Below are 14125 nucleotides of genomic sequence, written 5' to 3' on the forward strand. Positions count from 1 at the left end.
AAAGAAATTAAAGTTTGTCGAGCACCAGCGCAATCTGAACGATGGGCAGGTAGAGAAAAGAACCGAACATGATGCTCATGGCGGCCTTTTTGGTGCAGGTGCGCATCAGGTAGAAAGTCTGCATCAGAAACAGCACCCCGCACACCACGGCCACAATAGCGTAGATCTTGCCGCTGATGCCAAACTGAAACGGCAGCAGACTCAGCGGAATCAGCAGCAGCGTGTAAGTCATGATCTGAAAGGCGGTGCGCATGTCCTTGCCGCCGGGCGTGGGCAGCATCTTAAAGCCGGCCTTCTTGTAGTCCTCATCCAAAACCCAGGCAATGGCCCAGAAGTGCGGAAACTGCCACATAAACTGAATGCCGAACAGCACCCAGGCTTCAAGACCCAGAATACCCGTGGCGGCCACGTAGCCGATCAGGGGTGGCATGCCCCCCGGAATGGCCCCTACAGCCACGCAGATGGGCGAAATGCGCTTGAGCGGGGTATAGACAAACCCATAGAGGATCAACGACAGCAACGACAGCGCTGCCGCCTGGGCATTGAAGAAGTAAGTCAGCAGGCCCAAGCCGAAAACGCCCAGCACGATGGTAAATACCCAGGCTTCGGTGATGCTGAGCACACCCATCGGCAACGGCCGGTTGGCCGTACGCTTCATGAGCTTGTCGAGGTCCCGCTCGAAGATCTGGTTGATGGTATTGGCCGAGCCCGTGACGGCCAGACCGCCCACCATAACCAGCAACGCCCGAGTCCAGTCGAGTTCCTGCACGCCGAGCAGGTAGCCAATGGCGCTGGAAAACGCCACCGTCAAGGCCAGTCGAAACTTGATCAACTGGAAATACGCCTTGGCTTTTATCATTAAGGAAGGGAACAGACCACCCGTGGTAGCAACCGCCAACGGGGCCGCAAAGTTACGCAACGACGCCCGCATAAGCGACCGGCACGGTGAATTTCGTCAGCCGCCGGTACGTGACGATGGTGAGAAACTGGGAGCCGAACAGCAGCGTGGCTACCGTGAGGTGAACGGGCTGCACCGCAGCCGGCAGCGCCAGGTAAGCCAGCGTTATGCCCGCCAGGATTTCCAGCCCGATAAAAGTCAGGTTGAGCGTCGCCAGTCGGCGCAAGCGGTAGTCGGCCAGCATGTAGAGCCGGTAGGCCACGTACCCGTTCAGCAGCAGCAGCAGGGCCGAAAACGTCCGGTGAATTTTGAACGTGATACCCAGCTGCTCCACCCAGTCGGCCCGGTTGAGGTAATTATTGGCCGCGGCCACCATGTCGATCTGCTCCCGTACCTGGGTGCCCAACACGATCTGCGCGAACGTCAGCAGCGTTATCAGCCAGAGCAAAGCCGTTAGGCCCGTTGAAGGCGCGGGCGGCGAGGCCTGTGGGGTGGCATATTCCTTTTGCGACCGGACCACGGCGTAAATCAGCATCGCCACGATCAGCAGGGCCACGCCCATATGAATCGTGACCAGCACCGGCAGCAGGTTGGTGGAAACGACCAGGGAACCCAGCCAGCCCTGAAACCCCGTCAGCAGAAACGAGGCGAAGGCCAGCCAGAACACTGCCCGGTCGCGCCGCCAGTACGGCAGGGCAAATACCACTGTCAGGAAGATAAAGACGCCGATAAGAGCACCCAGCAACCGGTTCAGGTATTCAATCCAGGTTTTGGTAGCATTGAAATCCGTTTCGATGTACTGGGTAGGGTGGGCGAATATCTCCCCGGCTACCTGCTTAAACCCCAGTCTCTCCAGCGTCTGGGCCAGCTTCTGGTTTTTAGCTACCCGCTGGGCCAGGTACACCTCTTTGTAGTCGGCAGGCAGCTGGCTGATCTGCGTGGGGGGCACCCATTGTCCAAAGCACTTGGGCCAGTCGGGGCAGCCCATGCCGGAGCCCGTGCTGCGGACCACGCCGCCAACCAGAATGAGCAGGTAAACCGCTACCACCGTCAGGATACCGACGAAGCGGAAGCGGCGCACAAAAGCAGGTAGTTGCATTCGTAAGGAGAACAAGCCAGGTACTAGGTTTATAACAATTTAAACCCCGTTTAGATTGCTAATGGCCAGGAGAAACCCCGATAATCGGGGCTGGATTCTGCACAAGAAAACGGGCCGCTGTACATACAGCGGCCCGTTTCAGATGTCAATGCTAAATGGCGCTTACTCCATGTCGCGCTCGTAGGGCAGGTTCGATGACTGCGTCTGCGAGTACGGTACGTTTTGCGGAATAAAGTCCTCCGTAGCACCGGGCTTGCTGTAATCGTAAGGCCAGCGGTACACGGCAGGAATCTCGCCGGGCCAGTTGCCGTGGCCGGGAACTACGGGCGTCGTCCACTCCAGCGTGGTCGAGTTCCACGGGTTTTCGGTAGCGCGACGGCCGCGGAAAATGCTGTAGAAGAAGTTGACAATGAAGATGAACTGGGCAAAGAAGGCCAGAATAGCAGCTACCGAAATGAATTTATTCAGGTCGGCAAACTGGCTGAAGGTATCGAAGCCAGTCCAGGCGTAGTAGCGGCGGGGGAAGCCGGCGATGCCTACGTAGTGCATCGGCAGGAATACCAGGTACACGCCGGCGAAGGTCAGCCAGAAGTGAATGTAGCCCAGCTTCTCGTCCATGAGACGGCCAAACATCTTGGGGAACCAGTGGTACACCCCGGCAAAGAGGCCGAAGAAGGCCGACGAGCCCATTACTAAGTGGAAGTGAGCTACCACGAAGTAGGTGTTGTGCATCTGAATGTCCAGAGCCGCGTTGCCGAGAATGATACCGGTCAGGCCACCCGAGATGAACAGCGACACGAAGCCAATCGAGAATAGCATGGCCGTAGTGAAGCGGATGTTGCCGCGCCACAGCGTAGCCAGCCAGTTGAAGGTCTTTACGGCCGACGGTACGGCAATGATCAGCGTCAGGAACATGAAGACCGAACCCAGGAACGGATTCATGCCGGTGATGAACATGTGGTGAGCCCACACCACGAAGGACAGCAACGAGATACCCATCAGCGAGCCAATCATGGCGCGGTAGCCGAAGACCGGCTTACGAGCGTTGGTAGCCAGGATTTCGGATACCATACCCATGGCGGGCATGATAACGATGTATACTTCGGGGTGACCCAGGAACCAGAACAAGTGCTGGAACAAGATGGGCGAGCCACCAACGTTCGGCAATGCCTGCCCGGCAATGTAGATATCCGACAGAAAGAACGACGTGCCGAACGAACGGTCGAAGATCAGCAGCAGAGCCGCCGAAAACAGCACCGGGAATGACAACAGGCCCAGCACCGCCGTCAGGAAGAAGGCCCAGATGGTCAGCGGCAGCTTCGACATCGACATCCCGCGGGTCCGCAGGTTGATGACGGTAGTGATGTAGTTGACCCCACCCAGCAGCTGCGAGATGATGAACAGTGCCATCGACACCAGCCAGAGCGTCATGCCCATGCCGGAGCCGGGAATAGCCTGTGGAAGCGCACTCAGCGGTGGATAGATTGTCCAGCCCGCCGAAGCCGGACCGGTTTCCAGAAACAGCGAAGTAAACATGACAATGCTCGACAGGAAGAAGAACCAGTACGAGAGCATGTTCATGAAGCCCGACGCCATGTCGCGGGCACCCACCTGCAGCGGAATCAGAAAGTTGGAGAACGTGCCCGACAGGCCGGCCGTCAGCACGAAGAACACCATGATGGTACCGTGCATCGTCACCAGAGCCAGATAGAACTCGGGGTTCAGCTTGCCGGCTTCGATCCACTTGCCCAGGAACGGCTTAAGCCACTCCATGGTCGATTCGGGCCAGCCGAGCTGCAGACGGAACAGGCTCGACAGCATGCCGCCCAGAATAGCCCAGAGAATACCGGTAATTAGGAACTGCCGGGCAATTACTTTGTGGTCCTGGCTAAAGACATACTTGAACAGCCAGTGCTGGTCGTGATGCTCGTGCTCATCGTGGTGCACGTCGTGCCCGGTGTGGGGCATGACCGTGCCGACGCCGTGCACCTGCGAGTTGGTAGGAAGGTTGGCAGCCATAGAGAAGCGTGCGTTAAATTGAAATTAGAGGGCGGGATTGAGTTTAGGACCGACGGCAGCCGTGGCGGCCGGGGCTACTTCCTTTTCAACCGGATTACCCGACTTCTGTTTGAGATTTGCCAATACATCTGGATTCTGCTCCGAGAAGGACTTCTGCGCCCCGTACCAGGCCACGTAATCGTCCGGCTCGTCGACCACGATGTTCAGCTTCATGGCGAAGTGGCCACGGCCGCAGATCTGGTTGCAGGCCAACTCATAGTTGAACTTCGGGTTGCCCAGCTTGGCGCGCATCTCATCGGTAGTGGTGGTAGGCGTAAACCAGAACTTGGTGGGCATACCCGGCACGGCGTACATCTGCACCCGGAAGTGGGGCATGTACACGGCGTGCAGCACGTCGCGCGAGCGAATCTTGAGCAGCACCGGGTGGCCTTTCGGCACGTGAATCTCGCCAGCGACGAAGTCGTCCAAACCGCTCTTGTCTTTCAGGTCGAAGCCGAACTCGTTGGTGGCATCAATCAAACGGTAATTGACCACGCCCAGCTTCTGGTCGCGACCGGGGTAGCGAACCAGCCAGTTGAACTGCTTGCCCATCACTTCCAGCACGATTGAATCCTTGGGGGCGGGGCCGGTGATCTTGCTCCACTCCTTCCAGCCGGCGAATACCAGGCCCGCCATAACGATGGCGGGGATGATGGTCCAGATGATTTCAATCTTGTTGTTGTGCGAGAAGAAGAAGGCGCGCCGTCCTTCCTGGTGCTGATACTTGTAAGAGTAGTAGAACAGCAGCACCTGCGTAAGGGTGAAAACGATGCCCAGGATAAGCATGGTCACCCAGAACATCCGCTCCAGCGCGAAGCCGTGGACGGAAGCAATCGGCGGGTTCATCTTGCCGTAGTTCTCGACAAAGGAATAGGCAAACCAGGCGCCGCCCAGCACCAGGAACGCCATCATCAGAATGGCATTCACGCGGTTGCTGGTGCCAATCTCACGGGTAGAGCTGCCCGAGAAAATAGAGGTCAGGATCTGGATGCGGAACAGCAGGCCAAATACGACCAGCAGCAACAGCAGCAGCAGAAAGATACCAAGAGCAATCATTGGGGAGGAGTTAGTAACGAGAACTTAGAACGTAGAGCCTGATGCCACTGACCATATTCTGATCCAAGCGCTCAGCTCTATTACTCTCAGCTCTAAAAATTAAGTGGTGTGATGCACGCACTCGTCCAGAAACGGATGGTTTACCGGAACCAGCGAAGCTTTCGACAGGCGCTTGGTGAAGAGAATCAGGTAGCTGCCCAGGAAAATCAGGGCAATGCCGATTTCAATGATAAACCCATTATCCCCCTTCATAGTTGCTGGCATGAACATTAAATAAAAGTCCGACCAGTGACCAATCAGGATGGCGATGCTCACGATTTTGAGCATGATCATCTGCCGCTTGGCATCCCGCGTCATCATCAGCAGGAAGGGAAAAACGAAGTTGATTGCCAGGTTGAAGTAGAAGATCCAGGTGTAGGCACCGTTGAAGCCGCCAAGACGCTGGTTGTAGTAAACTGCTTCCTCGGGCAGGTTGGCGTACCAGATCAGCATGAACTGCGAGAACCACACGTAAGTCCAGAAGATGCTGAAGCCGAACATGAACTTACCCAAGTCGTGCAGGTGGTTCGCGTTCAGGAAGCGCAGATAGCCGGCTTGCTTGAGGTAGATGGCGGTCAGCGTCGTGACGGCAATGCCCGATACCCACCACGAGGCGAAAACGTACCAGCCGAACATGGTGCTGAACCAGTGCACGTCGACCGACATCACCCAGTCCCAGGCCGACATCGACGAGGTAACGGCGTACAGCACCAGAAACAGAGCGGCTACGTTGATGCTCTTGTGGAAATATTCGGTGCCCCCATTCAGATCCTCTTCCAGGGAAAGCTTGCGCAGACGCTCGGAGAAGAACCACCAGATGCCCAGGAACACCACCATGCGAATCACGTAGAACGGCAGGTTCAGAAAACCGCTCTTGCCAGCAATGATAGCGTCATAGTTAGCGCTGCCCTTGGTCATGATGCCGGGCATCGTCCAGTGGAACAGGTCGTGGTTGATCAGACTCAACCCGAATACCAGCAGCATAATGATACCGCCGGGCAGAATCCAGGCGCTCATGGCCTCGTTGATGCGCTTGATCATAACCGACCAGCCTGCGTAGGCCACGTACTGCAGCGCCACGAAGAAGGTGCCGATGGCCGAAACGCCCACGAAGAACACATTGCTGTGCCACAGGCTAACGATAACCCGCTTGAGCCAGATGGGGCTCCCGGCGTGTCCGCCGCCGTGTTCGGCAGCGGCTCCGTGAGCAGCCGCCGCGCCGTGCGCGACCCCGGCCGCTTCGTGGTGCCCCGGGAACATGATGGCGGCGATGATGCCGATAACCAGCAGAACGACGCCGGCGGCAATAATCAGGAGAAAATTACGGTTAGTGCCCGGCGAAACCTCGAGGTATTCAGCCGTGGCGCTTTCGTGATGCGTCAGAGTTGCCATATCGTTAGTTCGATGAGCCGTTACGTCCTTTGTCACCCTGGCCCGGAGTTTCCGAGCCTTTATCGGCCTGCGCTTGCAGCGTTGGCTTCTGCGTCTGCGGATCATTCGCCTGGGTTGAGTCGCCGCTCATGTCGGCCTTCATCCCATTTGCTTTCATATAGTCCTCCATTCCGTCGGGACCTTTACCGAGTTGTAGTACGCGAACGTACATGGCAATCTTCCAGCGCTCCTCGGGGTTCACCTGCGAGCCATGCGGCATCATGCGGTTGCGGCCCCACTGAATGACGTGGTAGATGTGCCCTTCGTTCATGGTTTTGTAAGCCCCCGCCGAGTAGTTGGGGACGCCCTTGAACTTGATGCCGACCAGCCCCTGACCGTCGCCCTGCTCGCCGTGGCAGTGTAGGCAGTTGCGCACGTACAGGGCTTTGCCTTCTTCCAGATTGTTCTTGGACTGGGCGTAGGGGTTACGCAGCTTTTGCTCGGCCGTAGCGACACTATCCTTCGGAATGTGGGTGTAGTAGTCTTCCTTGCCCCGGGGCACAGTGCCGACTACCGGAGTCCGCTCGTTGATGCCCATTGGGTTGATGGTGTTCGTGCCTACCTGACGCAGTGGGTCGTACGGGATGGATTCGTACATCTGCGGGGCGTATTCGATGCCGGGGTTATCGGCCTGGTTGCAACTGGCGGCAACCACCGAACCAAACAGGATAGCCGACGCTTGCAGACCTAGTTTCAGCGAATGCGTCATTAGTTCTTAGTCATTTCTTTTTCGTTCACCTCCGATGCGCCGTTCTCGCGCAGCAGTTTGGCCAACCCATTCAGGTCCGAATTCTCGTTCAGCTCGATGGCTACCACAAACTTATCGTCCGTCGAGCGCACGTCCAGCACCGGGGTTCTCCAGCGTGGGTAGAGCTTGCTGATGGTGTAAAAGGTAATCACCATACCATGGCAGCAAAAGAATACCGTCAGCTCGAAGGAAACCGGGATGAAGGCGGGCAGCGCAATGTGCGGCTTGCCGCCGATAATCATCGGCCAGTCGAAGCCCAGCATGTAGATCTGCATCCACAGGGCAAAGGCCAAGCCCGTCATACCGTAGAAAAACGCGGCAATCGGGAGACGCGACCGTTCGATGCCCAGGGCATCGTCCATGCCGTGGATCGGGAAGGGCGTGAATACCTCGTAGATCTTAACGCCCGCACCGCGGATGTTTTCTACGGCGTGCAGCAGCACATCTTCGTCTTCAAAGATGCCGAGGGCGAAGCGCTTAGTCATGCTTGTTGTAGTTTACCGGAGCCGAAGCAGGTACTCCGTGGGTGGTGGACGTCTCGTGGTGGGCATGCGAATCAACGCCGGTATAGGTCGGGCCATTGTCCACGGTGTACTTCAGGATGGTTTTCACCTCGGCCATGTTAATCACGGGGAAGAACTTGGCGAAGAGCAGGAACAGCGTGAAGAACAGCCCCAGCGTACCCACGTAGATGCCGACGTCGATGCGCGTTGGCGAGAACATCACCCACGAGGAGGGCAGGTAGTCGCGGTGCAGCGAGGTGACGATAATCACGAAGCGCTCGAACCACATCCCGATGTTCACGATGATCGACAGCACGAAGGTCAGCGGGATGCTGTAGCGCACCTTGCGGATCCAGACCAGCTGCGGCGTAATCACGTTGCAGGTCATCATGGCCGCGTAAGCCCACCAGTACGGGCCGGTAGCGCGGTTGATGAAGGCATACTGCTCAAACTCCACCTGTGAGTACCAGGCAATGAAGAACTCAGTGATGTAAGCTACCCCCACAATCGAACCCGTAATCATCATGATTTTATTCATGAGGGCGATGTGCTCGATGGTGATGTAGTCTTCCAGCTTGAATACGACCCGGGTGATAAGCATCAGGGTGAGTACCATGGCGAAGCCGGAGAAGATAGCGCCGGCTACGAAGTAGGGCGGGAAGATGGTGGTATGCCAGCCCGGTACGACCGAGGTAGCAAAGTCCATCGATACAATGGTGTGTACCGACAGTACCAGCGGCGTCGAAACGCCGGCCAGAATCAGCGACACCGTTTCGTAGCGGCTCCAGTGCTTGGCCGAGCCGGTCCAGCCCATGCTCAGCAGCGAGTAGGCTACCTTAGCAATCGGGCCCTTAGCACGGTCACGGATGGTAGCGAAGTCGGGTACCAGGCCCGTGTACCAGAACACCAGCGACACGGTGAAGTAGGTCGAGATGGCAAATACGTCCCAGAGCAGGGGCGAATTGAAGTTGGCCCACAGCGAGCCAAAGGTGTTTTGCAGCGGGAAAACCCAGTAGGCCAGCCACGGACGGCCCATGTGCAGAACCGGGAACATGGCGGCGCAGATTACGGCGAAGATCGTCATAGCCTCGGCGGCCCGGTTGATGGAGGAGCGCCACTTCTGCCGGAACAGCAGCAGCACGGCCGAAATCAGCGTGCCAGCGTGACCGATACCTACCCACCATACGAAGTTGGTGATGTCCCAGGCCCAGCCAACGGTTTTGTTTAGACCCCACTCCCCGATGCCGAACCACAGCGTGCGGTACACGGAGTACAGGAAAATGCCCAGGAAAAAGAGGGCAACGCTCAGGGCCGCCATCCACCGAACATTCGGTTTGGCTTCTACCTGGCGGCACACGTCTTCGGTGACGTCGTGGTACGTCTTCCCCCCGGTAACGAGCGGCTCGCGTACGGCTGATACGTGCTGCATATATTTTGGACTTAAAAGGAGTGGGTAGGAAGGATGCGTTGTTTGGGGCAGCGCGGCCCTTCCCTATGGCTCAGTTACTAGGCGTTACGAACTTCTCCGGTGTTCCGGATTTTGGTCAGGTACGTGATGTTGGGCTGCACGTTGATGGTATCCAGCACGTGGAAGGCCCGCTCGCCGTCTTCGCGGCGCAACAGCTTAGAGATGCGCGTTTCGGGGTCGCGCATGTCGCCGAACACAATGGCTTCCGTAGGGCAAGACTGCGCGCAGGCCGTTACTACTTCGCCATCCTGCGGACGACGCTTCTGCTTTTTGGCTTCCAGCTTACCGAGCTGAATGCGCTGCACGCAGAAGCTGCACTTCTCCATCACGCCGCGGGCCCGTACGGTTACGTCCGGGTTCAGCACCATGCGGCCGAGGTCGGTGAACATGTGGCCGTTCACGTTCTCGAACTTCTCGTTGGAAGTGTACGAGAACCAGTTGAAGCGACGCACTTTATACGGGCAGTTGTTGGCGCAGTAGCGGGTACCCACGCAGCGGTTGTAGGTCATCTGGTTGAGACCTTCCGAGCTATGGGTGGTAGCCAGTACCGGGCACACCGTTTCGCAGGGAGCGTGGTTGCAATGCTGGCACAGCATCGGCTGGAAAATCACGGACGGGTTGTCCGACGGATCTTCCATGGCCTCGTAGGTGTCCAGCTTGCCCTTGGCTTCAAAGTCCTCCTTGCTGGCGTCCGAGCTGTAGTAGCGGTCAATCCGCATCCAGTGCATCTCGCGGCGGTTGATAACCTCCTGCTTGCCTACGACGGCAATGTTGTTCTCGACCTGGCACCCGATCACGCACGAGCCGCAGCCGATGCACGAGTTGAGGTCGATGGCCATGCCCCAGTGGTGGTTCTTGTACTCGTAGTCATCCCAGAGTGAAACCTTGCTTGGCGACACGAGCCCGTCGGGCGTCTCCAGCTTTTCGTACTCGGTTACTTCCTTCGGGTTCTCAACGTACTTGGCCAGCGTCGACTCCTGCACTACCTGCACCGTGCGGTCCATGATGGTGTGGTGAGTCTGGGTCTGGGCAATCGGCGACTGCACGCCGGTCTTTTCCAGCGTCACCGTGTTGGCGTACATGATGCCGTTCGTTGGCGACATCATGGCCATCGGGTACACGTTGGCTCCCACGTTGTCGCCGACCTTACCGGCCATCTTACGGCCGTAGCCGATGGCGATGCTCACGGTGCCTTTGGCTTGGCCGGGCTGAATCAGCACGGGCAGCTCAATGGACTTCCCGTTGGCGGTGATTTTCACCACGTCGCCCTGCTCCCACTTGTTGGCCACTGCCATGTCGCGGGGAACGGCAACGTAGTTGCCCCAGGTAGCTTTCGAAATCGGGTCGGGCAGCTCCTGCAGCCAGGGGTTGTTGGCCTCGCAGCTGCCGGGGCCGATGCCTACTTTCTCGTACAGCGCCAGCTCCACGCCCGAAACCTTGGGTGCTGCTGACAGCGTAGCTACGGCCTGCTGGGCGCTCATAGCCGGAGCCATCGGTGCAGCGGCTGGCGAAAGAGTACCGACTGCCACCCCATCGTGCACGGCGGCATCCCAGGCTTTGGCGTCGCCGCCGATGAGGCCGCGCCAGGAAGCGCGGAGGTAGTTGTAGTACGTCTGCGGGCTGCCGGCCCAGGTGAGCAGGCTGTCCTGGGCCTGACGCGTGGCAAACAGCGGCGAAATAACCGGCTGAGCCAGGCTCAGGAAGCCCCGCTTGGGCTCGTAGTCATTCCACGATTCCAGGTAGTTATGGTCGGGGCAGGCGTATTGGCACAAGGAGCCGGTTTCATCCAGCCGGTCGTTGAACGAAACCGTCAGACCAACTTTTTTGTCCTTCAGGGCTTTCGTCAGCTCCGCGCCTCTCGGGTGGTCGTAGGCAGGGTTGGCATTGTAGAAAATCACGGCCCCTACGCGGCCCCCGATGATGTCGTTTACCAGCTGCCCCATGCGGGCGTCGTCGCCCTGACGGACCATGGAAGGGCTGGCCAGATCAACACCGGCGCTACCCAGCGCCTGGTTGATAGCCGTCACCAGGGTCTGCACGGCCACATCGTTGGAGCCCGAAACCACGAGGCCAGCGCTGCCGGCTGCTTTCAGCTCCTTGGCGGCCATTTTCAGGCGGGCGTTGCTGGTGCTGCCGCCGCCGGTCAGCTCTTTGTAGAGCTCCAGGGCGATGGTGCCCATTTCCGAAGGCTTGGCCGTCACGCGCACGTCGGCGTTGGAGCCGGTCAGCGTCAGAGCCGTTTCGAACTGGAAGTGACGCGACATGGTCTTCTTCGTGTTCGAAACCTTCCGGTTGGTAACGTACTGCTTGGCAAACTCCACCGGCGACAACCAAGTACCGAGGAAGTCGGCGTCCAGGCTCACGATGACGTTGGCCTTGCTGAAATCGTAGGAAGGCAGGACGCCGCCGTTGGCCTGCAACAGCGCGGAGCTGGAGTTGGCGTCGTACTGTACGTGCTGGGTGTTGGGGTAGCGCGCGGCAAACTCAGCAATGACCTTCTTGGTGGTCGGGCTGATGATGGTGTTCGACACAATAGCAATCCGGCCAGCGGTGCCCGCCAGCTTGGTGCGGATTTCCTGGTCCACTTTGTCCGTCGCGGCCTTCTGCCCGTTGATGGCGAAGTGCTGCAGCCGGCCGCTGTCGTAGAGGTTGAGCACCGAAGCCTGCGCGCGGGCCGACAGGCCCCCACGGGTAATGGGCGACTCGGGGTTGCCTTCGAGCTTGATGGGCCGCCCCTCGCGGGTTTTGACCAGTACGCTGTTGTAGTCCGTCCCGTTGAAGTAGGTGGACGCGTAGAAGTTGGCAATGCCCGGATCAACCTCCTCAGGCTTGTTGAGGTAAGGAATGGCCTTACGGACCGGGGCTTCGCAGCTGGCCAGGGTAGCGGCGGCAATGCCGAAGCCCATGAGTTTGAGGAAGTCGCGGCGGGGGGCGGCCGTGGCGTCCGAAGAGCTATAGGCTTCCTTCATCGGCAGGAACTCGCCAAACTCGCTGAACGCGGTTTTTACGAACTCCGGTGAGCTTTCCAGTTCCTCAATTCCCTTCCAGTACTTAGGCGACTCTTGCATTTGTTTGGGGTCTTGGGGTCTTAGGGACTCGGGGGCTTGGCTTTTGGCCAGCCTTGGTCCTTAAGGTCAATGCTTGTCTTGTTTTTATTAAGCGATGTTGCAGGCGGAGACTTTGGTTCTGCTCGGGAGTCTTAACCAAGACCCCAAGCCCCCAAGACCCCATCAACCAACTAGTAGTGGCACTTCGAGCACTCGGTACCGCCGTTCGACGATACGGTGAACGGAGCAGCGCCATTGGCCGTGCCGTGCAGCTTCACGAGATTGTTGTAGTAGCCGTTGCCCTTGGTGTTGAGGGGCGTTTCGCGGTGGCAGTTGATGCACCAGCCCATGGTCAGGGCCGAATACTGGTACACTACTTCCATGTTTTCGATCGGGCCGTGGCAGGTCTGACACTCAATACCGCCCACCTGGGTGTGCTGGGAGTGGTTGAAGTACGCCAGGTCAGGCAGGTTGTGAATCCGTACCCACTGAATCGGCTGCTTCCGCTCGATGGCGCGGTAGATCTTCTTGATTTCCGGCGACTCGGTCTTGATCTGCGAGTGGCAGTTCATGCAGATGTTGGCCGACGGAATGTTGGCGCTCTTGCTCTTGTAGACCGAGGTGTGGCAGTAGGCACAGTTGATCTGGTGCTCACCGGCGTGCAGCTTGTGCGAGAAGGCAATCGGCTGGGTAGGCTGGTAGCCCTGGGTCAGGCCGATGGCCATCACGCCCTGCACCGACTCGTACAGGACCACGAGCACGAACAGGCCGACAGCCAGCCCGCGCACGATGGGCGACCTGTAGATCTTGGCGAAGTCGAAGCGCTGCTCGATCTGCTCCACGTCGCGACCATCAAGGTCTTTGCGGCCGCGCAGCACGTCCTTCATGATGTTGGCGATAATCACCAGTGTAACCACCATCACGATCAGCACGACCACCAGGATGATCAGCAGCAGGTCAATCGTGCTGCTCGAAGCGCCGGCGTCGGCCGTACCCGGGGTTTCAGCGCCGTCTTTCGGAGCAATACCGGTAGCACCGCCGGGAGGGCCGGCAATTTTACCTTCCTCCGCCGTAACGTAGGAGATAATCGAGGTGATTTCCGCGTCCGAGAGCTGGAAGCTCGGCATCTGCTGCTTCCCATACTGGTTGTAGAGCTTCACGGCGTATTCGTCGCCGCTGGCTACTACTTTGCTGGAGTTCTTGATCCAGGGAATCAGCCAGGAGATGGGGCGGCGCTTGGCGATACCGGCCAGGGCCGGACCAACCACTACGTCGTTGATGGCGTGGCACTGGGCGCAGTTGCCTTTGAACAAGGCGTCGCCGGCCGCAATGGCGGCCGCGTCACCAGTGGTTGCCCCAGCCGCAGCAGCGGGGGCAGCGGCGGCCGTAGCGCCGGGAACGACACCTTCTTTACTCACTGCCGGAGCCGCGCCAACCGTTTGGGCCGAAGAACGACCGACGGCAGCAAACGTCAGAACCAGAGCGAGAAAGAGGTGGGAAAGAGGACGAAGTCGGATGCTATTCATAGCACTATTTGACTGGGAAAAAGAAACGCGGGGGGTACTTCAAGGCCACAAATGTAGGTCGCGAATCGCAGAGAACAAACCCGCCCGGCCTAATTTTCGGCTTTTGGAGCTTGCGTAGAATGATTCTAAAAACGACTTTGTCCTTGCTGATCCAAGGCAATCCGCCCGCCAATTGTAAGGGTAGCCCGCCACGCTCGTACCTAGTACTTATTTAGGAGTACGGCGGGCCAGGCACTTATTTACCGGTTAAGG

The 14125-nt window shown here is 58.4% G+C and carries 10 protein-coding genes; all 10 read right to left on the reverse strand.

The features are described from left to right. Positions 1-7: 7 nt before the first annotated feature. Entirely contained in the window at positions 8-859 is an 852-nt protein-coding gene (gene cyoE, locus ABD842_RS17060; RefSeq protein WP_345116631.1) for a heme o synthase, read from the reverse strand. Between the two features lie 52 nt (positions 860-911). Further along, the gene (locus ABD842_RS17065; protein WP_345116633.1) at positions 912-1997 is read right to left on the reverse strand and encodes a COX15/CtaA family protein; all 1086 of its coding nucleotides are present in this window, start codon (positions 1995-1997) and stop codon (positions 912-914) included. A gap of 162 nt (positions 1998-2159) precedes the next feature. Beyond that, complete coding sequence (locus ABD842_RS17070) at positions 2160-3965, reverse strand: cytochrome c oxidase subunit I (protein WP_345116727.1); 1806 nt, start codon at positions 3963-3965, stop codon at positions 2160-2162. Between the two features lie 75 nt (positions 3966-4040). Next, positions 4041-5111: a cytochrome c oxidase subunit II gene (locus ABD842_RS17075; protein WP_345116635.1), complete on the reverse strand. Its 1071-nt coding sequence runs from the start codon at positions 5109-5111 to the stop codon at positions 4041-4043. A 99-nt stretch (positions 5112-5210) separates the two neighbouring features. Beyond that, a complete protein-coding gene (locus ABD842_RS17080) occupies positions 5211-6542 on the reverse strand; it encodes a quinol:cytochrome C oxidoreductase (protein ID WP_345116637.1) in 1332 nt (443 codons plus the stop codon). A 4-nt stretch (positions 6543-6546) separates the two neighbouring features. Further along, positions 6547-7290, reverse strand: coding sequence for a c-type cytochrome (locus ABD842_RS17085; protein ID WP_345116639.1), 744 nt, complete (start codon positions 7288-7290; stop codon positions 6547-6549). After that, entirely contained in the window at positions 7290-7814 is a 525-nt protein-coding gene (locus ABD842_RS17090) for a DUF3341 domain-containing protein (protein WP_345116641.1), read from the reverse strand. Before ABD842_RS17090 ends, ABD842_RS17085 begins: the two co-directional genes overlap by 1 nt. Next, positions 7807-9261 carry an NrfD/PsrC family molybdoenzyme membrane anchor subunit gene (nrfD, locus tag ABD842_RS17095; RefSeq protein WP_345116643.1) on the reverse strand — a complete coding sequence of 485 codons (1455 nt, stop codon included), beginning with the start codon at positions 9259-9261 and terminating at the stop codon, positions 7807-7809. Before nrfD ends, ABD842_RS17090 begins: the two co-directional genes overlap by 8 nt. Before the next feature lie 77 nt (positions 9262-9338). After that, a complete protein-coding gene (locus ABD842_RS17100) occupies positions 9339-12368 on the reverse strand; it encodes a TAT-variant-translocated molybdopterin oxidoreductase (protein WP_345116645.1) in 3030 nt (1009 codons plus the stop codon). A 170-nt stretch (positions 12369-12538) separates the two neighbouring features. Then, entirely contained in the window at positions 12539-13765 is a 1227-nt protein-coding gene (locus ABD842_RS17105; RefSeq protein ID WP_345116647.1) for a cytochrome c3 family protein, read from the reverse strand. Positions 13766-14125: the final 360 nt, after the last annotated feature.

This window comes from Hymenobacter algoricola, assembly GCF_039539525.1.
Classification (GTDB): Bacteria; Bacteroidota; Bacteroidia; order Cytophagales; family Hymenobacteraceae; genus Hymenobacter; species Hymenobacter algoricola.

Coding starts and splice junctions, on each gene's coding strand:
- ABD842_RS17100 (WP_345116645.1), bottom strand. CDS start 12,368: ATGCAAGAGTCGCCTAAGTACTGGAAGGGAATTGAGGAACTGGAAAGC.
- ABD842_RS17065 (WP_345116633.1), bottom strand. CDS start 1,997: ATGCAACTACCTGCTTTTGTGCGCCGCTTCCGCTTCGTCGGTATCCTG.
- ABD842_RS17070 (WP_345116727.1), bottom strand. CDS start 3,965: ATGCCCCACACCGGGCACGACGTGCACCACGATGAGCACGAGCATCAC.
- ABD842_RS17080 (WP_345116637.1), bottom strand. CDS start 6,542: ATGGCAACTCTGACGCATCACGAAAGCGCCACGGCTGAATACCTCGAG.
- cyoE (WP_345116631.1), bottom strand. CDS start 859: ATGATAAAAGCCAAGGCGTATTTCCAGTTGATCAAGTTTCGACTGGCC.
- ABD842_RS17075 (WP_345116635.1), bottom strand. CDS start 5,111: ATGATTGCTCTTGGTATCTTTCTGCTGCTGCTGTTGCTGCTGGTCGTA.
- ABD842_RS17085 (WP_345116639.1), bottom strand. CDS start 7,290: ATGACGCATTCGCTGAAACTAGGTCTGCAAGCGTCGGCTATCCTGTTT.
- ABD842_RS17090 (WP_345116641.1), bottom strand. CDS start 7,814: ATGACTAAGCGCTTCGCCCTCGGCATCTTTGAAGACGAAGATGTGCTG.
- nrfD (WP_345116643.1), bottom strand. CDS start 9,261: ATGCAGCACGTATCAGCCGTACGCGAGCCGCTCGTTACCGGGGGGAAG.